15 protein-coding genes are annotated in these 24,305 nt (G+C 64.6%); 9 read left to right on the top strand and 6 right to left on the bottom strand.

Features of this window, described 5'->3' with window-relative positions; translation table 11 throughout:
* Positions 1–29 precede the first annotated feature (29 nt).
* Positions 30–479, top strand: coding sequence for a cupin domain-containing protein (locus E4K64_RS16860; protein WP_126259587.1), 450 nt, complete (start codon positions 30–32; stop codon positions 477–479).
* A 250-nt stretch (positions 480–729) separates the two neighbouring features.
* Here E4K64_RS16860 and E4K64_RS16855 read toward each other — a convergent pair whose 3' ends face one another.
* Positions 730–1,251, bottom strand: a complete 522-nt coding sequence (locus tag E4K64_RS16855; protein WP_167772062.1) for a hypothetical protein — start codon at positions 1,249–1,251, stop codon at positions 730–732.
* 65 nt (positions 1,252–1,316) lie between these two features.
* Entirely contained in the window at positions 1,317–2,129 is an 813-nt protein-coding gene (locus E4K64_RS16850) for an MBL fold metallo-hydrolase (RefSeq protein ID WP_135164757.1), read from the bottom strand.
* A 140-nt stretch (positions 2,130–2,269) separates the two neighbouring features.
* Between E4K64_RS16850 and E4K64_RS16845 the strand changes: the two genes are divergently transcribed.
* The gene (locus E4K64_RS16845; RefSeq protein WP_135164518.1) at positions 2,270–3,436 is read left to right on the top strand and encodes an acyltransferase family protein; all 1,167 of its coding nucleotides are present in this window, start codon (positions 2,270–2,272) and stop codon (positions 3,434–3,436) included.
* Between the two features lie 20 nt (positions 3,437–3,456).
* On the opposite strand, the gene E4K64_RS16840 is transcribed toward E4K64_RS16845, so the two are convergent.
* Complete coding sequence (locus E4K64_RS16840) at positions 3,457–4,983, bottom strand: permease (protein WP_135164517.1); 1,527 nt, start codon at positions 4,981–4,983, stop codon at positions 3,457–3,459.
* On the bottom strand, positions 4,980–5,729 hold the full coding sequence (locus tag E4K64_RS16835) for an ABC transporter ATP-binding protein (RefSeq protein WP_167772096.1): 750 nt from the start codon (positions 5,727–5,729) through the stop codon (positions 4,980–4,982). Before E4K64_RS16835 ends, E4K64_RS16840 begins: the two co-directional genes overlap by 4 nt.
* A gap of 275 nt (positions 5,730–6,004) precedes the next feature.
* Here E4K64_RS16835 and E4K64_RS16830 point away from each other — a divergent pair, with 275 nt between their 5' ends.
* The 6 genes from E4K64_RS16830 (at position 6,005) to E4K64_RS16805 (ending at position 12,799) form a co-directional block, all read left to right on the top strand.
* Positions 6,005–6,880 carry a branched-chain amino acid ABC transporter permease gene (locus E4K64_RS16830; RefSeq protein WP_135164515.1) on the top strand — a complete coding sequence of 292 codons (876 nt, stop codon included), beginning with the start codon at positions 6,005–6,007 and terminating at the stop codon, positions 6,878–6,880.
* A 5-nt stretch (positions 6,881–6,885) separates the two neighbouring features.
* Positions 6,886–8,037, top strand: a complete 1,152-nt coding sequence (locus E4K64_RS16825; RefSeq protein ID WP_135164514.1) for a branched-chain amino acid ABC transporter permease — start codon at positions 6,886–6,888, stop codon at positions 8,035–8,037.
* Positions 8,034–8,792: an ABC transporter ATP-binding protein gene (locus E4K64_RS16820; protein ID WP_126259595.1), complete on the top strand. Its 759-nt coding sequence runs from the start codon at positions 8,034–8,036 to the stop codon at positions 8,790–8,792. The genes E4K64_RS16825 and E4K64_RS16820 overlap by 4 nt, the downstream gene beginning before the upstream one ends.
* A 3-nt stretch (positions 8,793–8,795) precedes the next feature.
* A complete protein-coding gene (locus E4K64_RS16815; protein WP_135164513.1) occupies positions 8,796–9,584 on the top strand; it encodes an ABC transporter ATP-binding protein in 789 nt (262 codons plus the stop codon).
* Positions 9,585–9,679: 95 nt separating this feature from the next.
* Positions 9,680–11,518, top strand: coding sequence for an AMP-dependent synthetase/ligase (locus E4K64_RS16810; RefSeq protein ID WP_135164512.1), 1,839 nt, complete (start codon positions 9,680–9,682; stop codon positions 11,516–11,518).
* Between the two features lie 81 nt (positions 11,519–11,599).
* The gene (locus E4K64_RS16805) at positions 11,600–12,799 is read left to right on the top strand and encodes an ABC transporter substrate-binding protein (RefSeq protein ID WP_135164511.1); all 1,200 of its coding nucleotides are present in this window, start codon (positions 11,600–11,602) and stop codon (positions 12,797–12,799) included.
* 164 nt (positions 12,800–12,963) lie between these two features.
* Here E4K64_RS16805 and E4K64_RS16800 read toward each other — a convergent pair whose 3' ends face one another.
* Positions 12,964–14,088 (bottom strand): lysozyme inhibitor LprI family protein, encoded by a 1,125-nt coding sequence (locus E4K64_RS16800; protein WP_135164510.1) that lies wholly within the window; start codon positions 14,086–14,088, stop codon positions 12,964–12,966.
* A gap of 111 nt (positions 14,089–14,199) precedes the next feature.
* Positions 14,200–14,931 (bottom strand): transglutaminase-like cysteine peptidase, encoded by a 732-nt coding sequence (locus tag E4K64_RS16795; protein ID WP_135164509.1) that lies wholly within the window; start codon positions 14,929–14,931, stop codon positions 14,200–14,202.
* Between the two features lie 622 nt (positions 14,932–15,553).
* Here E4K64_RS16795 and E4K64_RS16790 point away from each other — a divergent pair.
* Positions 15,554–24,163, top strand: a complete 8,610-nt coding sequence (locus E4K64_RS16790; RefSeq protein WP_167772061.1) for a VCBS domain-containing protein — start codon at positions 15,554–15,556, stop codon at positions 24,161–24,163.
* Positions 24,164–24,305: the final 142 nt, after the last annotated feature.

The raw sequence follows: 24,305 nt of genomic DNA, 5'->3' as shown, positions 1-24,305 counted from the left end.
GCCGCAAATATCATTTCCCGAGGAAGCAAATGGCATTGATTGAAGTCGGTAGTTGCAATGTTGACCTCGAGCTGCGGCCGATCGAGCCGTCCTGGATCATCGAAGGCAACCCGGTGTCGCGCTCGCGCGTCCTGTCGACGAGTGCCGACGGCACCGCCCAGACCATCATCTGGTACTGCACCGAAGGGCGCTTCAACTGGTACTACGACATCGACGAGACGATCATGATCATGGAGGGATCGATCGTGCTCGAAAGCGAGGGCATGCCGCCGAAGCGTTACGGCCCCGGTGACGTCATTTTCTTCCGCGATGGCGCGCATGCCAAATGGCACGTCGAAGGCCACGTCAAGAAGATCGCCTTCTGCCGCAAGACCAATCCCGTGATGATCGGCTTCCTGATCCGGGTCGTAAACAAGCTCAAGAAGATCTTCACCTCGACCGGCGAGCGCCGTCCCGCCTCGCTGATGGGCGCGGGCTAGAGCTCACAACAACTTTCAAGGACGCTTCCCAGCGGCTACGACGAAGACGGGTCGGGAATCGACATCCCGGCCCGTCTTCTCGTTATGACGACAGCTCGAGCCGGTAGATATCGGTTGCGGTTTGCGAGAACAGCGCCGTCTTCTCGGCCTCGCTCAGCGATTCTGTGCCGGGAGCTCAACATCTCTATTCCTCAAGCAGCAGCGCGCCTTGCGCAACCGCGACCGGCTCGCCGGCACAGCGGCGCCTTTGTCAGCCCTTGTGTCGCCTGGCTCTGACGTCGACGATCAGCCGCCAATCGGCCGCGGCGGCCGGCCTCGCCTCGCCGAGCCAATGGAAGGAGTCCCCGGTGATCTCCGTGAAGCTCCACCGCGTCAGCTCGCCGGCGTCGGTCGTGCCTTCCTGCACGATGTCCTCTCCGCGGGGACGGCCGATCTGCTGGCGGAAGACGCTGCGACCCGGATCGAACCAGGAGATCCGCCACGCATCGATGGTCGGATCGTAAACGCGAAGCGTCGTGCCGTACCAATTGCCGGCGATCGGAAAGGCCGGCGCGCCCGCGGGCCGGGGTATCATCCAGACGTCCTGGACGGCTCGGCCTTCCAGCACCCAGCCGAAATGAATCTCGCCGGGCGCTACGTGCTTCGTGCCATCGGATCCATGGGCGGTGATCTCGGCATCCCAGTCGCCGACGAAGCGGCCATAGAGTTGAAGCGCCGCCGCATGCTCGGGGTTCGGTCCGTCCGCGTGCAAAAGTCTGGCAAAGTCGGTCATGTCGCTCTCCTGTTGCCGGCAGATCAACACGACCGGCCGGCGGCCGGCTTGGAGAAAATTGCGGCTCAGACCCCGTCGAGGATGATCACCGTCGGCTTCGACGGCAGCGCATCGCGTGACATCCGGAAGGTCCGCCCGGAGCGCTGGTCGATCTCGAACTGCTGGCCGATCCGGCGCATGAAGTCGTCGAGCGGGGTGGCGAAGCGGTGCATCGGCAGCACCACCGAGGCGCGCAACCGCCTGGTGATTTCGGAGATGCCGTCCAGCGACATGGTGTAGGTGCCGTCGATCGGCACCATCACGATATCGAGCCGCCCGATCTGGGCAAAATGGCTGTCGTCGAGCTTGTGATGGAGGTGGCCGAGATGGCCGATGCAGAGGCCCGCGGCCTCGAAGATGAAGATCGAATTGCCGTCGCGGATCATGTCGGTGCCGGCATCGTCGCCGAAATAACGGCGGATGTCGGTCGTGACATTTCGGATGAAGGCATCGCCGATGCGTTCCGACACGATCGCCGGCTTGCCGTCCTCGCTCCAGCCATGCAGCACGTGGGGAATGCGCCTGTCGGGAAAAAGAGTGTAGTGGGTGCTATGGGCGCGGTTCATGGTGGCGACGTCGGGCAGCCGTCCGACCTGATAGGCGCCGCTGTAATCGGTCGCGATGCGCAAGCCGCCGGGGGTGTCGACGTAATAGGTGGAATGGCCGGCATAGGTGATCTCGACCTCGGCCGCGGCCGCCGCCTGCCGGAACGCGACCGGCATCGCACGGGGCGCCCCGTTCGCCATCGCCAGGCACTCGCTGCGCTGCGGCTGCTGGGCGAGGGCTGGGGCCAGCAGCCAGCCGAGAAAACCGAAGGCCGTCAGCAATAGTCGAGACATCACCGGTCCGTCCGCCATTCAGTCGACGATCCGGTCAGTGTATCTTCGAATTGTTGCGGCGTCATGCCGTCGCGTGCCACATTAAGCATAGAGTCAGCCTCCGCTTGTTCCGGTGTCGGGTCTTGCCTACCCATTGCCCGATGGACGCGGCCGCAAATATCGACCGATATCGCGCGCTCGACAGTTGGCGCGGCATTTGCGCTTGCATGGTTGCGCTGTTCCACTTCGACGTGATCAGCCATCTGTCCTTCCTGCCGCTCACCAGACATGCCTATCTGTTCGTCGATTTCTTCTTCGTATTGAGCGGCTTCGTCATCGCGTCGAATTACCGTTCACGCCTTGCCGAGGGCTTCGGCATCGGCCGCTTTCTCATGCTGCGGCTTGGGCGGATCTATCCGCTGCATCTGGTGACGTTGCTGCTGTTCATTCCCATCGACGCTGCGAAGGACGGCATCGGCCCGAACCTGCTGCAGGCCATCGTCACCAACCTGCTCCTCTTGCAGGGACTCGGCGTCAATCCGCAGAACTGGCTGAATTTCGCGAGCTGGAGCATCAGCGCCGAGTTCGCCGCCTATGTGATCTTCGCCGCGGTCGTCAGCAGGATCGGGCCGACGATCTGGCCCTGGCTGCTCCCGATCATCGCCGGGCCGATCGTCCTCGCCACGATCAGCCCGGACGGCATGAACGCGACTTACGATTACGGTCTGGTGCGCTGTCTTTATGGCTTCGCGCTTGGCGTTCTCTCCTTCGATCTACGAGAGCGATTTACGGTGTTGCGCGCAGGCCTGACGCCGTTCGGCGAGACGTTGCTGGAGACGGCGAGCCTTCTGCTCGTCATCGGCTATGTTTCGGCCGCCGGGCGCAGCGCCGCTTTGCAGGTGGCCTCGCCGGTGGTGTTTACGCTGGTCGTTCTGGTGTTCGCCCGCGAAGCTGGGGCGGTCAGTCGCCGGCTGACGATGCCGTTCATGCTCGTGGTCGGCACGCTGACCTATTCGATCTACATGCTGCATCCGCTCGTCAGGGCCGTGGTGCGGGCGATCCTCATGGTCGTCGAGCGGCTGGGGCATACCAGCCTGTTCGTCTCCTCCGCGTTGAGCTCGGGCCACGAGCCGACGAAAGTGGTCTCCGTCAATGGATCGCTGTGGCTTGGCGATCTTCTGCAAATTGCGATGCTGCTGTTGACCGTCCTGCTGTCGGTTGCAACGTATCGTCTTGTCGAAGAGCCCGGGCGCAACTGGGTCAGACGCCTGGTTGATCGGCGGAAGGTCGCCACGGTACGCCGCGCACAGCCGGCTTTCGACACCTGACGTTCGCGGCTCGATCAGCCTCACTCCCGCCTTGGGCTGAACTTCCAGGTGACCGCAACGAGGCTCGCGGTGATCAGGCCGCTGATGAGGCCCGCGACGGGGAGCGCGAGCAGCAGCGCTGCCGTCGCGGCCCAGCCGATCGAGGAGAAGGCTTCGGCAATGGTCGCCAGCCGCGACGAGGTCTGGCGGCGCCGGAATTGGCTGCGCCGGGCCTGCACCCGGAACCAGAGCTGGATCGCCGTCGCGGAGGCCGCGCTGACGATGACCGCGCCGGCACTGATCGCGGCCTGATACGGCGAGGCGAAAGCGAGTGCCGCGACCAGCGGGCAGAAGATGACGGCGACCGCGATCAGCACCACCTCGATCTTGGCGCGGATGAGGTTGGAGGGCGTCAATGGCGCAGTCGCGACCAGGTCAGGGGCGTCCTCGCCCGAGATCGTCAGCCAGGCAAGTCCGCCGGCGAGCTGTCCGGCCGCCATCACGATGACAGGCGTGATCAGTGTCAGCGCCGCCGAACTGTCGGCAAAATTGCGCCAGAGCAGCAGCGCCGGCGGCACCAGATAGAGCAGCTGCATCAGCGTCTGCGAGATCAGCCAGGGATCGCGCCAGAGCAGCGAGAATTCCTTGCGCCGCAGCGCCTGTTGCCGCGAGCCGGTGCGGAACGGCCGCTGCTTCGCGCGCCTCGTGCCCGACGTGCCGTAGGCCGCGGCATCGATCGCCGTGTCGGCAAAGCGATGCGAGAAGACCGCCATGACGCTTCCGAGCAGCACCAAAGCGAGCGCCAGGAGCAGCAGCAGGGCCCCGTTGTCGCCCATCACCGCCCGCGCCGGCCACCACCAGATGCTGTCGACGTCGGGGGCGTAGGCGGCCAATGTGCCGGAGGTCAAAATGGTGAAGCGCGACAGCGTGCCGTAGGACATGATCGCGGCGACCTGGAGCGCGATCACGAAGCCGGCGCCGATGATCGCGGCGAGGATCTGGGCAATCAGGCGCGTCCGCGCCGGACCGATCAGGCGAAACAACAGGATGGTGACGGCGATCGCGATCGCCGCGCCCGACAGGCCCAGGGCGACGACGACCCCGAACGCAGTGAGCCAGCGCGCACCCCCGCCGATCACGAGCACGTCGATGAACGGCGTCGAGAACAGCAGCGCCATCATCGTGACGGTCAGCGCGATCGCGGCGATGCGGACCGAGAACAGATTGGCCAGCGTCGCCGGCGAGGACATGATCAGATCGAGATCGGCGCGGGCGTAGAACACCCGCGTCACCGATTCGATCGCCTGCGACAGCATCAAGGTCCAGGCGAGAAAGATCGTCGCCGAGATCACGATCAGCGAGGACTTGTCGAGCGGCAGTTGCAGCTCGGCGAAACGGCCGATCACCGCCCAGGCCGGCAGATGCAGCAGCGCGGCGAAGCAGACGAGGCCGATGATTGCGGCGCGCGTCCGCTTGCGCCGTCCGCCGGTCATCATGGCGAACCATTCGCGCCAGGCGAGCCGGAGCTCGTGGCGGGCGAACCAGGAGAGCGCGGTCGCCGAGCTCATGCGGCTTCCGGCAGCGTCACCAGCGCGATGAAGAGATCCTCCAGGCTGGTATCGGCATCGCCGTTCTGCTGGCGCAATTCGGTCAGCGTGCCTTCGGCGACGAGGTGGCCCGAGGCGATCACGCCGATGCGGTCGGCCATGCGCTCGGCCACCTCGAGAATATGCGTGGTCATGATGACGGTGCAGCCGGCGCGGACACGCTCGCCGAGCAGGCCTTTCACATGGCGGGCCGAGACCGCATCGAGCCCTGTCAGCGGCTCGTCGAGGATGATGAGGCGGGGATCGTGCACCAGCGCACCAGCCAGCGCCACCTTCTGACGCATGCCCTTGGAGAACCCCTCGCAGCGCTCGTGCCGGTGCGGCGCGAGGCCGAGCGAGGAGAGCAGGTCCTGGGCGACCGGCTCGGACACCGACGGCGCGATGCCCCAGAGGCCGGCGACGAATTCGAGATATTCGAGCGGGGTCAGCTTGTCGTAGATCATCGGCTCGTCGGAGACCCACGCCATCACCTGCTTGGCGGCCACGGGGTCTTGAAGCGCATCGATGCCGAAGATCGAGACGCTGCCGGCATCGGGGCGCAGCAGGCCCGCCACCATGCGCAAAGTCGTGGTCTTGCCGGCGCCGTTGGGGCCGACCAGCGCATAGAATTCGCCGGCGTGGACGGTGAGATCGAGGCTGTCGACCGCCAGACGGTCAAAACGCTTCGTTAACCCCAGGACTTCGAGCGCCGAGCTGTCCGGCTTCATGACGGCCATACCATCCGGTTTTGCATCGCTTCCGACCATGATCCGAAGATGTTTCGGCACGGTGAATCGCGCCGCAGCAAATTCCGTCATCCGGATTGGACTAAAGGCAAGTCACCCGCACAAGTCACCGTTTGTTGACAGCGCTCGGCGGTTCAGGCTGAATTGGTTCCGGACAAATGGCGCTAGCGCAGCGAAACGACTGCCTAGCGACTGGACACAAGATGCGGCAAGGCGGTCGGGAAGAGCCGCCGGTTGCATCGGGAGGACGCGCGTCAATGCTGGATTTCGTTCAGCAGCTGGTCAGCGGTGTTGCGCTCGGCTGCGTCTACGGCCTGATCGCGCTCGGCTTCGTGCTCGTCTACAAGGCCACCGAGGTCGTTAATTTCGCCCAGGGCGATCTGATGATGCTCGGCGGCTTCTTCGCCTTCACCTTCATCGGCATGATGGGCCTGAACTACTGGGTCGGCTTTGCCGGTGCGGTGGCCGCGATGGCGCTGTTCGGCATGCTGGCGGAGCGCGTGGTGGTGCGGCCGATCCTCGGCTATCCGCAATTCTCCATCATCATGGCGACCATCGGGCTCGGCTATTTCCTGCGCTCGATCGCCGGCATGATCTGGGGCACCGACGATCTGAAGATCGAGACCCCGTTCAGCCAGGGCGTGCTGCGGATCGGCTCGCTGGTGCTCGCCTACGACAAGCTGTCGGTGATCGCGGCGACGATGATCCTGTGCACGCTGCTGTGGCTGTTCTTCAACAAGACCACGCTGGGCACCGCGATGCGCGCCAGCTCCGAGAACATGCTCGCGGCGTACTACATGGGCATTCCGGTCAAGCGCGTGGTGTCGATCGTCTGGGCGATCAGCGCGGCGGTGGCGACCTGCGCCGGCGTGCTGCTGGCGCCGATCACCTTCATCCATTCCAATGTCGGCCTCGTGCTCGGCCTCAAGGCGTTCCCGGCCGCGGTGCTCGGCGGCTTCGGCTCGATTCCGGGCGCCGTGGTCGGCGGCGTCCTGATCGGCGTGATCGAGAGCATGGCCGGCTTCTACCTGCCCGAAGGCTGGAAGGACGTCGCGCCCTATGTCGTGCTGCTCGCCGTGCTGCTCCTGAAGCCGGAAGGCCTGTTCGGCCACCACGTCCGCAAGAAGGTCTGAACGCCATGCGCTTCCTGTTCAAGACCGACTACGAGGACGACATCAAGCTGTTCCCGCATTCGGGCTATTGGGTCTCGTACGGCGTCCTGCTCGCGCTGCTGCTGATCGCGCCCTATGTGCTCTCCAGCTATCTGATGAGCCAGCTGGTCTTCGTCTGCATCTACGCGATCGTCGGCGTCGCGCTTCTGATCCTGACCGGCTTCACCGGCCAGGCCTCGCTCGGCCACGCCGCGTTCCTCGCCATCGGGGCCTACACGGCCGCTTATTTGCAGACATACAACGTGCCGTTCCCGGTCTACTTCCTCGCCGCCGGGCTCCTGACCGGCATCATCGGCGCGATGGTCGGCTTTCCCGCCCTGCGCCTGACCGGCATCTATCTCGTCATCGCCACCATCTCCTTTGCCCTGATCGTCGAGGAGATCCTGGCGCGCTGGGAGAGCGTCACCCACGGCAACGAGGGCATGCGGGTCAAGACGCTGTCGCTGCTCGGCGTCGCGGTGCCGCGCGACAGCCCGACCTTCTATTACCTCTGCCTTGCCGTGCTGGTGCTGACCATCGTCGGCACGCTCAACCTGCTGCGCTCGCCGACCGGACGCGCCTTCGTCGCGATCCGCGACAGCGAGACCGCGGCGCGCAGCATGGGCGTCAATGTCGCGCTCTACAAGGTGAAGTCCTTTGCGATCTCGGCGGCGATCACCGGCTTTGCCGGCGTGCTGTTCGCCCACAAGCTCTCCTTCATCTCGCCGGAAATGTTCACGCTGCAGCTCTCGATCGAGTTCATCATCGTGATCCTGATCGGCGGCGCCTTCAGCCTGCACGGCGCGGTGCTGGGCGCGATCTTCATCGTGATGATCGACCCGTTCCTGACTTACCTCAAGGACGACATGCCCGGCATGATCGCCGGGATCGCGGCGGCATTCGGCGCCGGCCCGGCCACCGCGGGAGATATCCAGTCGAAGGTCGCGGCCTTCGCCTCGCTCAACGGCCTGAAGGGCGCGATCTACGGCATTATCATCGTGTTGTTCGTGCTGTTCGAGCCGCTCGGCCTCTACGGCCGCTGGCTGAAGATCAAGCTCTTCTTCCAGCTGTTCCCGCTCTACAAGCGCGCCACCTTCAAGCGGCAGAAGATCTACGTGAAGTCGGAGCGGAACCGATGAGCTATTTCCGCGCCGAGAACCTGTCGCTGCATTTCGGGGGCCTCAAGGCCGTCGATGCGGTATCCTTCGCGCTCGAGAAGGGCGAGATCCTGTCGATCATCGGGCCGAACGGCGCCGGCAAGAGCTCGATCTTCAACCTGATCTCGCGGATCTACCGGCCGACCTCGGGCCGGATCTTCTTCGAGGACCAGGACATCACGGAAGAGGCGCCCTACGACATCGCCAAGCTCGGCATCGCCCGCACCTTCCAGAACATCGAGCTGTTCGAGAATGCGACCGTGCTCTCCAACCTTCTGGTCGGCCGCCATCGGCACTCGACAACGCAGCTCTGGCAGGAGCTGCTGTTCCTGCCGAGCGTGCGGGCCAACGAGAAGGTGCACCGCCGCAGGGTCGAGCAGGTTATCGAATTCCTCGATCTCGAACCCTATCGCGACAAGCTGATCTCCGGCCTGCCTTACGGCGTGCGCAAGGTGATCGAGCTGGCGCGCGCCCTGTGCTCGGAGCCGAAGCTGATCCTGCTCGACGAGCCGTCCTCCGGTCTCAACGTCGAGGAGACCGACGACATGTCGTTCTGGATCCGCGACATGAAGAGCGAGCTCGGCATCACCGTGCTGATGGTCGAGCACGACATGTCGCTGGTCAATCGCGTCTCCGACCGGGTCATCGCGCTGAACTACGGCAGGGTGCTGGCGATGGGCTCGCCCGCCGAAGTGCAGCAGCACCCCGACGTCGTCGCCGCGTATCTGGGAGCCTGACGCATGGATGCTGCGGTGACACCCGATATCATCCTGAAGCTCTCCAACATCGAGAGCTATTACGGGCCGATCATGGCGATCCGCGGCATCTCGCTGGAGGTGCCGCGCGGCCGCATCGTCACGCTATTGGGGGCGAACGGCGCCGGCAAGACCACCGTGCTGAAGACGATCTCGGGCATTCTCGACCCGCAAAAGGGCTCGATCGAATTCCTGGGCAAGCCGATCCAGCGCGTGGAGGCCGACCGCATCGTGCGGCTCGGCCTCAGCCATGTGCCGGAGGGGCGGGAGGTGTTCCCGTTCCTGTCGGTGCGCGAGAACCTGATGATGGGCGCCTATCCGCGCAAGGACCGTGACGGCGTGGCGGAGGACCTGGAGCGCGTCTACGGCTATTTCCCGCGCCTGAAGGAGCGCATCAACCAGCCTGCCGGCCAGCTCTCCGGCGGCGAGCAGCAGATGCTCGCGATCGGACGCGCCCTGATGAACCGGCCGACGCTGCTGTTGCTCGACGAGCCCTCGCTCGGCCTGTCGCCGCTGCTGGTGAAGGAGATCTTCACCATCATCCGGCGCGTCAACGAGGAGCAGGGCATGTCGATCCTGCTGGTCGAGCAGAACGCCAAGGTGGCGCTGGAGACGGCGCATTACGGCTATGTGCTGGAGATCGGCCGCATCGTGATGAACGACAGCTGCGACCGCTTGATGCATTCCCAGGACATCCAGGAGTTCTACCTTGGCGCCAAGGAAGCCGGCGCCCGCGGCGAGCGGCGCTGGAAGAAGAAGAAGACGTGGCGGTGAGCAAGAGCTGGCAGTAAGATGGGATTGCCCATCCGCAAGCAAAGACCGCCGGCAAGGCAGGCAGCGGAGGGGAGAGCGACAAGGAGGAGACGCGCATGGCCCGACCGGCGGTGCTGACGGTCGCTGATACGATCGCAAGGAGCTTTCTGCGCGCTGCGGAGATGCGGGGCGATCGGCCGGCTATCCGCGAGAAGAAGTTCGGAATCTGGCAGCCGACGAGCTGGCGCGAATGGCTGGAGATATCCAAGGAAATTGCCTATGCACTTCACGCCTCCGGCTTCAGGCCCGGCGACGTCGCCTCCATCATCGCCAACGCGGTCCCGGAATGGGTCCATGCCGACATGGGCATCCTGTGCGCCGGCGGCGTCTCCTCGGGCATCTACCCGACCGACGCATCGTCCCAGGTCGAATACCTCGTCAACGATTCCGGGACGAAAGTCATCTTCGCCGAGGACGAGGAGCAGCTCGACAAGATTCTCGCCTGCCGCGCCCGCTGTCCGTCCCTGCAGAAGATCATCGTGTTCGACATGGAGGGTCTCAGCGGCTTCTCCGACGACATGGTGATGTCGCTCGACGAATTTCGCGCGCTCGGCCGCAATCATATGGTCGGGCGCGAGGCGCTGTGGCAGGAGATGATCGACAGCCGCAGCGCCGGCGACCTCGCCATCCTCGTATACACGTCCGGCACGACCGGCCCGCCCAAGGGCGCGATGCACGCCAACCGCAGCGTCACGCACCAGATGCGCCACGCCAACGACTTCATCCCGGCGCGGGAGGACGAGGACAGGCTGATCTTCCTGCCGCTCTGCCACGTCGCCGAGCGCATCGGCGGCTATTACATCTCGGTCGCGCTGGGCTCGGTGATGAATTTCGCCGAGAGCCCGGAGACAGTGCCGGACAATCTGCGCGAGGTGCAGCCGACCGTTTTCCTCGCGGTGCCGCGCATCTGGGAGAAATTCTACTCCGCCATCACCATCGCGCTGAAGGATGCGACGCCGCTGCAGCAGTGGGTCTATCGCCGCGCCATCGGCATCGGCTACCGCATGGTCGAGTACAGGCTCGAGGGCAAGCCGCCGCCGCTGTCGATGCGGCTCGCAAGCCGCATCGCCTACCGGGTCGCATTCCGCAACATCCGCCGCATGATCGGGCTCGACCGCTGCCGCATCGCCTTCACCGGCGCAGCGCCGATCGCGCCGGAGCTGATCCGCTGGTATCTCGCGCTCGGCATCGACATGCACGAGGTCTACGGCCAGACCGAGAATTGCGGCGTCGCCACCATGATGCCGGCGGAGCGGATCAAGCTCGGCTCGGTCGGCACCGCGGTGCCCTGGGGCGAGGTCGCGCTGTCGCCCGAGGGCGAGATCCTGATCAAGGGCGACTTCCTGTTCATGGGTTATTTGAACCAGCCGGAGAAGACCGCCGAGACCATCGATGCCCGCGGCTGGCTGCATACCGGCGACGTCGGTACCATCGACAATGAAGGCTTTGTCCGGATCACCGACCGGATGAAGGACATCATCATCACCTCCGGCGGCAAGAACATCACGCCGTCCGAGATCGAGAACCAGCTCAAATTCTCGCCCTACATCTCCGATGCGGTCGTGATTGGCGACAAGCGGCCGTATCTCACCTGCCTCGTGATGATCGACCAGGAGAACGTCGAGAAGTTCGCGCAGGACCACGACATCCCCTTCACCAATTATGCCAGCCTGTGCCGGGCGACGGAGATCCAGGACCTGATCTGGCGCGAGATCGAGACGGTCAATGTCAACTTCGCCCGCGTCGAGACCATCAAGAGATTCTACCTGATCGAGCGGCAGCTCACTCCGGAGGACGAGGAGCTGACGCCGACCATGAAGCTGAAGCGCGGTTTCGTGAACAAGCGCTACGCCGCAGAGATCGAGGCGATGTATCGCGAGCGCGCCGTGGCATGAGGCGCCGGACTATCTGAGAAAGCGAAGGAGCGACGGCCCCCGCCCTTCGCGTAATACGGGCCTTTAGGAGAGGAGACGTCAATGTCGAAATCGTTCAGCGCGTTCGGCCTTGCTGTGAGTGCCGTGGTGCTCACCTGTCTGCCGGCCGCGGCGCAGACCAAGGTCACCAACGAGGGCATCTCGGCAACCGAGATCGTCATCGGTACTCACCAGGACCTGTCGGGCCCGATCAAGGGATGGGGCGTTCCGGTCGCAAACGGCATGAAGATGGCGGTCGAGGAGATCAACGCGTCCGGCGGAGTCAACGGCCGCAAGATCCGCCTGGTCGTCGAGGACAGCGGCTATGATCCGAAAAAGGCCGTCCTGGCTTCTCAGAAGCTGATCGAGCGCGACAAGATCTTCGCGATGGTGGGACCGATGGGATCGCCCACCGTGCTCGCCGCGCAGGATATCCTGCTCGACGCCGGCGTGCTGCAGCTGTTCCCGCTCACGGCGGCCGAGTTCACCTTCAAGTTCGATCCGGCCAAGCCGCAGGAGCGGCTGAAGTTCAACAATCTGCTGCCCTATGTCGAGAGCACGCGCGCAGCGCTCAAATACATGATTGAGGCGAAGAATTTCAAGAAGCCCTGCATCATGCATCAGGACGACGAGTACGGAAAGAACGTGCTCGATGGCTTCAACCAGCAGCTCGCCGCCATGAAGCTGCAGCCGGCCTCGATCACGAGCTACAAGCGCGGCGCCTCCGACTTCTCGGCGCAGGTCGCCAAGATGAAGTCAGACGGCTGCGACCTCGTCGTGCTCGGCGCGGTGCTCCGTGAGCCGATCGGCACGATGAGTGAAGCGAAGAAGCTCGGATGGGATGTCACCTTCCTCGGTGCCACGCCCGTTAACGTGCTCGAAGTGCCGGCGCTCGGCAAGGAAGTCGTGGAAGGCTTGTATGCCGCTTCGAACTTCGAAATTCCCTATGAGGACACCGCGAAAGGAAAGGTGAAGGACTGGCTCGTCAACTACAAGAAGATGTATGGCACCGACGCCAACACCCAGGCCATCATCGGCTACAACGCGGTGATGACGTTCGCGCATTATGCCAACAAGGCCGGCAAGGATCTGACTGGCCAGAAGATGCTCGACGCGCTGGAGTCCGGCGACAAGTTCCAGGACATCTTCAATTCGCCGCCGACGGTGTTCTCGAAGACCAACCACCTCGCCACCACCATCACCCAGGTGCAGCAGGTCAAGGGCGGCCGCTGGGTGCTGGTGAAGGACAATCTGATGTTCTGATGCTTCTTGCTTCTCCCCGCGTGCGGGGAGAGGCCGCGTCGCATCGAAGATGCGATGCGGATGAGGGGGACTCTCCGCGAGTCCAACTCTCACCGTAATCGCAGAGACAGCCCCTCACCCCAACCCTCTCCCCGCGAAGAGCGGGGAGAGGGCGAAGAGACAAGCTACGATCCCCCGCCCGCCGTTCCTGAATTCACCGGCGCCAGCTCGTCCTCCCGGCAGCGCCAGCCGTCGACGGCTTTCACGAAAGCAAAGGTCCGCTGGATGCGCAGGCGGCGCGTCACGTTGAAGGATCCCGCCGAGCGCTCGTTGTTGGCGGCGCCTGCCTGCGGACGGCCCGTCCTTCCGTCCCAGCAGGTGCCGGTGCAGGTGGTCGCGACCTTGCTGCACATGGTGAAGGGCGCCAGCACGGCCATCTCGATCTCGCCCGTGACCTGCGCCTCCTGCTCGGTCACCTGGCTGTCGAGCGCGTAGACGCGGTTGATGCGCAGGAAGTTGCCGCAGGAATTGGCCGCATGGATCCGCGCCGCGCAGAAGTCGATCGCGTCGGTGTCGGGGAGGCGGGCCGCGACCTGCCGGCCGAACACCTTCCTGGGGTCTGCCTTCGCCGCGCGGATTTCCTCGGTCTTGCGCCTCAAATAATCGGCGAGACAGTCCTCCGCGGATTCAAGCTCCTGCAGCGGCACGTTCTCCTTGCCGACCAGATTGCATTTGCGGTCGCGCTCGCGGCTCCACCTGCCATATTCGGCGAAGGCAAAGCGCGCCGCGGTCGGGTCCAGCTTGCCGATCAGACCGAGCACCTGGGCATTGAGCTCCGTCTCCGCCAGCGCCAGCGCTGGGTCCGCGCAGATCAGCGCGCCCGCTGCGGTGTTGGCTGCCAGGCAGTCGAAGTCCGGATCGCGCACGATCGCGGCGCGCTCCTCGGTCACCTTGAGCAGGCACGCCTTCACCCGATCGAAATCATCGGCGCGGACGGGGCTCTGCCCGACGATGCCGCAGCTGAGATTGCGCTGGCGGACCCAGATCGCATTCTCCTCGATCGCAGGCAGGCGATCGGGCAGGCGGGCGAGCCGCGCCTCGATCGCCGTGTTCAACTTCTCGGCGGCGGCCGCAAGCGTTGCATCACCGCAGAACAATTGGTTGCCGGGGTCGCGAATCTGCTGGCAATTGTTCTTGGCGAACAGCGGCAGCCGATCGGCGATGGAACGGTCGGATGGCGCGGATTGCGCGAAGGCCGCGACGGCCGGCAATGCCAGTAGCGCAAGCACAGACAGCACGGTGATGCGCATTCTCTTCGTCCCCCAGCGTGGCCCCGGCCATGCTAGCGTTCCGCATGGCGCGGTGGAATGGCCTTGTGGGGAAGTCGCGGTGATGTCCGGGCTATGAGGCCACCGACCCGATCAACGTGCCTCGGCAGCGACCATCGAGAATCGCACGGGTTCGTCGACATATTTCAGCACGCCCGACTGGTAGAGGGCGAACAGCGGCTGGTAGCTCCGCGCAGCGTCGTCCTCGAGCATCGCCATGCGGCGGTTGTCGAGCATCAGCCAGTGGCCGTCGAGCTTTGCCGCGGCAACGGCATGATTTTCACCGGCCCTGACGTCGCGCACCACGACGATGCGAAGGTCTTCGGCGGCAATTCCTGCCAGCCGCAGCGCGGCCAGCTTGGCGATGGCGTAGTCCTCGCAATCGCCGGCGCCGTTCGCGAAGGTCGCAAGCGGCGAGCTCCAGACGTCGTCGATGCCGTCATTGGCGGCCCGGATGGCGAGGTTGACGGCGCGGTTGGTCTCGCCGAGCCGTGCGCGGCCGTCGCGAGCGCGGGCCTGGTCGACGATGGCGAGCAGCTTCAGGGCCGCAGGCGATGCGCAATTGTCCCGGTCGCCGTCGCACAGCGCAAGCTGCACCATGTCGTCGTCCAGCCTGTCCTTCAGCGCGAGCCATTTTTGCCGCAGGCTGCCGGACGAAATGGCGAAGGCGAACACGCCGAACGGCTCGGCGGATTTGCGCACGAGAAGGCCGGCTCCCGGCGACAGCAGCGAGCCGGCGCGAAGCTCGGCGGTCGATCCGAACAGGATCAATCCGCACAGGACAAGGATTGCGCGCCAGGCGCGCGAGCGAGCAGCGGTCTCCATCTGACATCCCCTTGCCTGGCTTCGCCGGGTCCCCCTCGACCTCGACGTGCCGGGCTTTGTTGCTTTCGGGGAGATAGTGCGAGACGGGCCGTTTTGTTCTGCTTAACGCGCCCGGCTGGGGTGGCAAAACCGGGCAACAGGCTGAAATGGACCTGCCCGGATTGCGTAAAATTTTACGATTCGCTAGCTAGAGGGTATCCGGCTGCCGCCAAACGGAGGGCAATTGCAGGCGCAGGTTGTAGGAAGGCCGAATCTGCGCGTCATGGCTAACACCCCCCAATTTCATGGGGTTCTGTTAGTTAGGTCACAGATTTAACCCCGTATTTGCCGCAGGATGTGGCGGGGCTTCACGAAGAAAAGATGACGTAAGTATCTGCGCTGAAACTATACAGCAGATTACTTTGGATGACTTGAAATGAGCGTAAAAATGCCGAACTCGACTTCGGAATATTTGATGGATTGCTTCGGCTTCTCTCGCGGGGCTCGACCCGTGGGGGGCTTCTGAAGCCAAGTGATGCGAAATCACACAAGCAATAGATGGTATCGCTAAGGACTTCCTAATGCTATGCAAGCTTAGGCAGGTGATACTTACTTAAATTTTAACCCTTTTTACGGTGCCCGGTTGAATTACGCTGGCCAATTTGACGGCGCGATTTCCTTGGACGGCCTGGGTTCCCGCTCGCCCGGCAATGCCCATGTCGATTCCTTTACGGCGAAGGCGCATGGTCACGTGCCCGAGGGCGCGTTCGTCGTTCCCGACCCCAACCTGATCTTCAACGGCGAGTTCAAGCGCACAGGCCTCGATCTCGTCTTGTCCCACGAGGGGCACGAGTTCGTCGTTCACGATTATTTCCGGGGCGACAAGCGCGCCGCGCTCGCCTCGCCCGATGGCGCCCACCTCACCGGCGAAATCGTCAGCGCGCTTACCGGCCATGTCCAGGTTGCGCAAGCCGCGCCCGGCACTGCCGCGGCCCAGGTTATCGGCCACGTCACCAAGCTCGTGGGCAGCGCGACCGCGATCCGCAACGGCGTCTCGGTCATCCTGAACAACGGCGACAACGTCGAGAAGGGCGACGTGGTTTCGACCGGCGCCGACTCGACCCTCGGCATCACCTTCATCGACGGCACCGTGTTCGGCCTGTCCTCGAACGCGCGGATGGTGCTGAACGAAATGGTCTACGACCCCAACGGGTCGAGCAATTCCTCGTTGCTGAGCCTCGTCGCCGGCACCATCACCTTCGTCGCCGGCGAGACCGCCAAGCACGGCGACATGAAGATCGACACCCCGGTCGCCACCATGGGCATCCGCGGCACCGCGGTGCTCACCCAGATCAATTTCGTCGTTCCCGCCGGCGGCGGCGATCCGCAGCCGCAGGCGAGCTTCCAGGTGCTGGTCGAGCCGAACGGCACGACGGGCTCCTACATCCTGTTCGACAAGGTCACGCTGCTGCCGATCGCGACGGTCAACCAGGCCGGCCAGATGATCCAGATCAGCGGCGGCAACGTCTCGATCTCAAATGCGCTGATGTCGCCGGACGTGCAGAAGCTGATCACCGACGTGTTCACGCTGAAGTTCACCGACAACAACACCAACACCAAGCTGACCACGAACTTCACCGACACGCTCACGCCGATGAGCCTGGACGTGGTGTTCAAGTCGAGTTCCGGCCCCACCGCGGTCGCGACCTTCGTCAACCTCACTCCGCAGGGATCGGAAGGGCCCAGCACGCCCACGCCGCCCGTCGTGCGTATTCCCGGCCAGCCGATCGCGCAGAGCTTCGACGCCAGCGGCATTGTGAAGACGGCGTTCGCGTTGACCGAGCGTGCCGGCGCGACCGGCGACACGCATGCCGATACGATTACCGGCCTGATCAGATTCGTCGATCAAAACCTCGGCGACAAGCCGACGGTGAGCATCAGCCTCGCCGAAGCGCCGAACTATGTCTACAAGGACGCCGGCCAGCACGACGTCACCGGTTCGCTGACCGATCTGCAGAAGCAGGGCATCGCAGCGACGCAGATCCAGATCAGCGTCGTCCCCGACGCCGGCAACAACAACAACGGCTCGGCGATCTGGACCTACACGCTCCCGGACCACGTCTTCGACTTCCTCGCTGCCGGCGAAACCGTGACCCTGACCTACATGGTCCGCGTCGACACCAATTTCACGGTGAACCCCGAGTCGAAGTTCATCCCGATCACGATCACGATCACGGGGACCAACGACAAGCCGGCGATCACCACCGATGTCCCGATCATCACCTTCGAGGGCGGCACCAGCGTGCCGGGTGGCCCGCTCACCAGCGATGTGCCGACGTCGGGTACGCTGAATTTCAACGACGTCGATCTCACCGACAAGCATACCGTGTCGGTGGCGCTGACCAGTGCGACTCTGCCTGATGGCAGCGTGCCGCCGGGTCCGCTTGCGGCGTTCCAGAGCGCGATGTCCGTCGCGATCGCGGCCGGCGCCGACAGCACCGGGGACGGCACCGGCACCATCAACTGGTCGCTGGCAGATCTGCCGGTCTATTTGGCCGATTTCATCCCCCAAGGCGCGGTGCTGACGCTGGTCTACACCGTGACGCTCACGGACTCGCAAGGCGCGGCCTCGCAGCAAGCCATCACTGTTACGATCACGGGCACCGATGCGCCTGCCGTGGTGTGGATCGCGACCGACAAGCCCGGCGTTCCCTCCGGCGGGTTCTGGAAGGACGCGGGCAATTGGGCCACCGGCACGGTTCCGACCAGCGGCGACGACGTCATCGTCATCACCGATCAGCTCCACGGCCTGACCCCGTCCTATCCGGTGACGATCGACGTGGCGGCCTTCGCCAAGTCGTTGACGCTCGACGACTACGACACCACGCCGGGCCACAAGGTGCCGGAGGTGATCAACAAGAGCACGCTGACCATCGGCGGCAAGCTCACCCTGAATGCCGACGCGAAGTTCACCAACTGGCTTGGAAGCCACGTCACCGTCGGCGGGGCGATCGAGGTCGAAACGATCACCCGGACATCCGGCGTGATCGTGACCAACACCAGCACGATCACGAATGCGGGCACGCTCACCCTGGAAGCAGGCGGCACGATCGATACGCTGACCGCCATCGTCAATTCCGGCCTGATCGACCTGTCCGGGGGAACGCTGGTGCTGAAGAGCGATGTCGCCAATAGCGGCGGCACCATCCAGACCGATGCCGGCGCGACGCTGGTCGTCGACGCTGCGACGATCGACGGCGGCACCGTCGCCATTCTCGGCACGCTGGAATCGACCGGCATCAGCGCCATCGATGATGCCGAGATCACGATCGCCAGCACCGGCATGCTGTCCGTCACCAGCGGCACGCTGACGATCGACCCGGCTACGATCCACGCCATCACCAATCAAGGCCTGATCGAGGCGGTGACCGGCGGCACGCTGAAGCTGACGGCCGCCATCATCGCCAATACCGGCGGGACGATTTCGGTCGATAACGCCTCAAAGCTCTATCTGACCGGCGTCTCGATCAACGGCGGCAGCCTGAGCAATGCCGGCAATCTCTACAGCGTCTCGGGCTCCAACACGATCACGGCTGGTGTCACCAACACCGGCGGCACCATCGAAGTCCAGGCCGGCACGCTCAACCTCGCCGGCGGCATCATCGGCGCCGGTACGCTGATCATCGACAATGGCGCGAAGCTCGAGCTCGGCGGCGCCGACGCGCAGAATGTCACGTTCGCCGGCGGCACCGGCACGCTGCAGCTCGACGAGGTCGCCGGCCAGAGCTTCACCGGCACCATCTCGGGCGAGATCTCGGCCGACGGCATATTCACGATCACCGGCAACGCCGACATCACAACGTCGGAGGGCGACGCGCTCGACTTTACGGTATCGGAGGCGGCGCATGCCGGCGTCGTGCTGACGCCAACCGGCACGCTCACGGGTGCGATCAACGGCATCGACGTGACCCAGAACGGCGTCGGCGACATCACGCTGACCGCGACCGGCGACATCACCGGCAGCGCCGGCCACGGCATCTGGCTGAGCGATAGTGCGACCGGCTCCGGCAATATCACGGTCAGCAATGTCACCGGCAAGGCGACCGGCACCGGTGCGAATTCGGTCGGCGTCCTCGTCGAGAATATCAACGCCGCCAATGATGGTGACATCTCGATCACCCAGCTCGGCGGCGCCGTGGGTGGCGCATACGGTATCGACGCGCTCACGCGGGGCGACGGCGACATCACCATCGATGCCGGCGCCGCGATCACGGGCAGCGCGATCTATGGCATCCGCTCGCGCAGCTATGGCAGCGGCAACCAGACCGTCACGACGGAGGCGGACAGCCTCATCACCTCGGGCAGTTCCGGCGTTGTCGCCGTCAATCGCGCGATCTCGCTCGACGCGGCCGACCTGAGCACGATCACGGTCAACGCCTACGGCACGATCAATTCCGGCAGCAGCCTGAACCTGGCCGGCAATGCGCCGGCCGGCATCGAGGCTGGCTACACCGGTGCCACGACCGGCACCAGTGCGAACACGAACGTCAATGCCACCGTGATCGTCAACAATCACGCCGACATCACCGCGGTCGGCCACGGCATCAACGCCTTCAATTACGGAAATGGCGACGTCACGGTGAACAGCTTCGCCGGGACAGCGATATCGGTCTCGGGCGCCCAGAGCATCGGCATCAACGCCGCGGCCTTGAGCGGCGGCACGGGTGACGTGACGGTCACGCTCGGCGAGGATGTCACGATCTCGGGCGCGACGAGCTACGGCATAAGGGCCTACAGCCTCGATGCCGGTGACATCACAGTCACCCTGGCGGATGGCGACAATATTACCTCGGGCAGCTCGGGCATCGTCGCGGTCAATTACGCCGTCGCGATCGCGGCCGGCCTGGGCAGCACGATTTCGGTCGAGGGGCACGGCACGATCCATTCCGGCTCGACACTGAACAGCGACGGCACGACGCCGGGCGGGATCATCGCCGGCTACAAGCCGGGCGGCACCGGCACTTTCTCGAGCGCAGTCAACGGCGACGTCATCGTCGCCAGCGATGCGACGATCACAGCCGGCGCAGGTTACGGCATCGAGGCGTTCACCTGGGGCGCCGGGGACGTCACGGTCACGACTGGCGCGCTGTCGTCCATCACGGCCGCGGGCATTGCCATCGGCGCGTTCGACAATGGCGGCGGCGACGTCAGCGTCACCAACCAGGGCTCCGCCATTGGTTCGGTCGGCCTCGCCGCAGTCGCGAACGGCGCCGGCGATATCACCATCGTCAACGATGGCAGCATCACCAGCACGAGTCTGGCCGGCATCAGCGTCACGCAGAACGCGGCCGGTGCGACCGGCTCGACACACATCACCAATACCGGATCGATCGCAGCTCCGACCGGCCACGCCGCGATCTTCATCCAGGAGAACGCGACCGGCACGGCGACGATCGACAATTCCGGCACGATCGGTCCGGCCAGCGCTTCCAGTGTCACGTCGGCGACCTACGCCATCGTCGAGACCGGCGGCGCCGTCGAGATCAACAACACCGGCGACATCAACGGCAACATCTCGGTCGCGCGCGCCACGTTCAACAACAACGCGGGCGGCACCTGGACGGTCGCCGGGACCAGCGTCTTCGGCAACGCGTCGTCGATCATCAACCACGGCGATATCGATCTGCTCAACGGCGCCTCGATTTCCGTGATCGGGCCGGGCCTCATCAATTACGCCACGATCGACAGCTGGGGCACGGCGTCGATCTCGGGCACCATTGCCAACACCGGCAACATCGAGGTCCATGACGGTGAGTTGACCCTGTTCGGCTCGCTCTCCGGCACGGGATCGGTCACCGTCGACGCCGGCGCGCTCCTGAAGCTCGAAGGCACGGTGGCGCAGACGATCACGCTCGAGGATGACGGCGCCGGCCTTCAGATCGATACCGCGACCTTTGGCGGTTCGATCGCAGGGCTGTCCGCGAACGATACGATCGACCTGTCAACCATCAAGTACGGGCCCGGCACCAGCGCGGTGTATGTCGCCAATTCCGACCCCTCGACCGGCGGCGTGTTGACGGTCTCCGACTGCGACGGCAACCAGATCAGCCTGAACCTGACCGGCGCCGATTACAGCAATGCGCATTTCGCCGGCAGCGACGACGGTACCGGTCACACGCTGATCACGATCAACGCGAGCGACGATGCGCCGGCCTTCGATATGTCCTCGGCGGCGCTGACCGCGAACTTTTCCGAGCGCGTGGATACCACCGGTTCGTCCGACCAGGACCCGGTGCCGACGGCAACGGGGTCTGTCGACTTTACCGATATCGACCTGACCGACCGTCCGACGGCGACGATCACGCACCAGGCCACGACATGGCTGGCTGCCGATCACAGCACGGAACTGACCTTGACGTCTGGTCAGGCCGCCGCACTCGAGCAGGCCTTGGCGATCCTCGGGACCGGCAAGAACAACGGCGCGGTCGACTGGAGCTATTCGATCGCCGACAGCGCGCTGGATTTCCTTGGCGAGGGGCAGACCGCGACGGTGGTCTCGACCATCACCCTCGACGACCATCGAGGCCAGAATACCACGGCCGATGTCACGGTGACGATCACCGGCAAGAACGACGCGCCGACGCTGAATGGCGCGACGCTCGGCGCGATCAGCGAAGATGCCACTGCTCCCGCCGGGTCCAGCGTCGGGGCGCTCTTTGCCGCCGGATTCCACGATGCCGATGCGGGCGCGAGCTTCAAGGCCGTCGCCGTCACGGCCTCCCATGCAACCGCCGCGGAAGGCGTCTGGCAGTACCAGGTTGCCGGTAGCAATCAGTGGACAGATATCGCGGGTGTCAGCGACAGCAGCGCGCTCGTGCTTGCCACCGACACGCTGGTCCGCTTCGTGCCGGCCGCGGATTTCAGCGGCGCGCCGGGTAGCCTCGACGTGCATGCCCTGGATGATACCTATGGCGGCAATGTCACGACGCCCGTCCTGATCGATATCACGTCGCCCTCGATCGGCTCCAGCGTCTCAGCGGCGGCGACGCTGAGCACGGAAGTGACCCCCGTGGCCGATGCGCCGGCGTTCAACATCGACCATACGCCGATCGCGGATGCGGGTGAGTTCCTGGTCAACACCACGACCGCGAACGACCAGACTTACAGCGCGATCGGCGCGCTCTCGGACGGCGGCTACGTTATCGCTTGGGTGTCGCAGGGGCAGGACGGCGACGGCGCCGGCATCTACGCTCAGCACTATGCCAGCTCCGGTGCAAAGATCGGGGGCGAGTTCCGTGTCAACACGGCGACCGCGGGCAATCAGTCGAGCCCGTATGTCGTCGGGCTGGAGGGCGGAGGGTTCGTTGTGAGCTGGACCACCGGCAGCGACAACGGAGCGACCATCCACCTGCAGCGCTTTGATTCTTCGGGTTCGCCGGCAGGCGGCGAGGTCTCCCTCGCCGGATATGGCGAGAACGCGACGCTTGCCGCGCTGTCGAACGGCGGCTTCGTCATCACCTACGTCACGTCCGACGCCAGCGCGTCAGGCACTTACGGGATCGTCTACGATTCCAGCGGGGTCCCGACGTCCGGACCTTTCTTGATCAACACGACGACAGCCAGCCAGCAGCAGGGTGATTCCGTCGCCGGGACCGCCGATGGCGGCTTCGTGGCGTCTTGGCATTCCTATGGTCAGGACGAGGTATCGGGCAGCTGGGGCGTCTACTTCCAGCGGTTCGATGCGCAAGGTAACAAGCTCGGCGGAGAGGTGCAGGTCAACACCAACACCGCGGGCGATCAATATGGCGGTGAACTCGCCGTCCTGAAGGACGGATCGATCGTCGTATCGTACACCGACGCGAACACGCTCGTGCTGAGGCATTTCAGTTCGACCGGTGCGCCAATCGGCAACGAGGTGAGCATCTCGGATGCGACCACCGCTACCTTGCAAGCCCTGCCGGACGGTGGCTTCCTCGTTACCTATCAGGGCCATGACGCTCCCGGGAGCCTCGGACTTCTGGGGCAGCGCTTTGATGCATCGTTGCACTCGGTCGGCTCGTCGTTCGTCATCAACGAGACCACCACCGGCGACCAGCTGTTCCTGGCCGATCGCTCCAACCCGACGGCCGTGACTTCGGACGGCAAGATCGTTTCGACCTGGTTCTCCCCGGGCGACGGTGGCAACGACGTCGAAGCGCGCGTGTTCGCGGTGCCCGGATTTGGCTCCAACAGTCCGATCAAGCTGCCGGCGATCACTGCGGCGGCGGTCGATAGCGACGGGTCCGAAGCGCTCCTGATCAAGCTCTCGGGCCATCCGGCTGGCGCGACCTTCTCGGTCGGTCATGCTGGAACCGGCGCTGATGCCGGCCAGTGGCTGATCGGGGCGGCAGAAATCGCATCGCTGGCGACCTCGGGACTGACGATGACTGCCCCGGTCGGGTACCACGGCGAGTTCAACCTGCACGTCGGCGTCACCGTCATCGACTCCGCTAACGGCCTTGGCGGGCCGCTGACGGACACCTATACGATAACCGAGGATGTGGTCGTTAAAGCCGGCGGCGGCCCGGTCATCGACACCACGCGCTTCCAGGTCGAGCACATCATCGAGAACAGCAACGATATCATCACCGATCTCGTGGTCACCGACACCGACCCCGGTGCTGCGACCGATACGTTCACGGTCACGCTGTCGACCGCAAATCCGGACGTTAGCCTCGCCAGCGTTTATCCGACGGCCGGCACGCTCGAGCAGATCAACGCCGGGCTCGCGGAGGGCGCGGGTATCGCCTACGATCCGATCGGCGCCGATCCCGACGCGGCGCCGCCCGCGACCGACCGGATCACGCTGACCGTTGCCGACTCGGCCGGCCATTACGACACCGTCAACTTCATCTTCGTCGAGGGCGCCGACGGCCAGGGCATCACTCTGGAAGGCACCAGCGGCAAGGACGTCATTTTCGCGACCGAGTCGAGCGACACCTTGACCGGTGGCGGCGCGAAAGACCAGTTCGTGTTCGCGCCGACGTCGTCGCAGGATCCGATCCAGCACGCTGTGAGCGATTTCGAGACCGGGCTCGACAAAATCGACCTGCGGCAGTTCACCAACATCACGTCGTGGACGCAAGTCTCCGCGCTCGCGGAGCAGCAGGGCGCCGATACCCTGCTCACGCTCGATGCCAATGACAAGGTTCTCCTGAAGAATGTCGTTGTCGGCAATCTCCACGCCAGCGATTTCATCCTTCATGTGAGCTAGAGCGACGCCCCTGCCGGGGCGCGGCTCTTCTTTGCGCCTCGACCGCGGCAAAAAATCCCTATCCTTTGCTGCCGAAGCGATGGCCATTTGCGTCCTGGCGATCCAAGATTGGGCCCCAGGCGGTTGCGGGAAGTCCGATCGA

It is taken from the genome of Bradyrhizobium frederickii (assembly GCF_004570865.1).
Lineage (GTDB): Bacteria > Pseudomonadota > Alphaproteobacteria > Rhizobiales > Xanthobacteraceae > Bradyrhizobium > Bradyrhizobium frederickii.
Note: the sequence above shows the minus strand (reverse complement) of the source record. Positions and strands in the feature narration are given on the sequence as shown.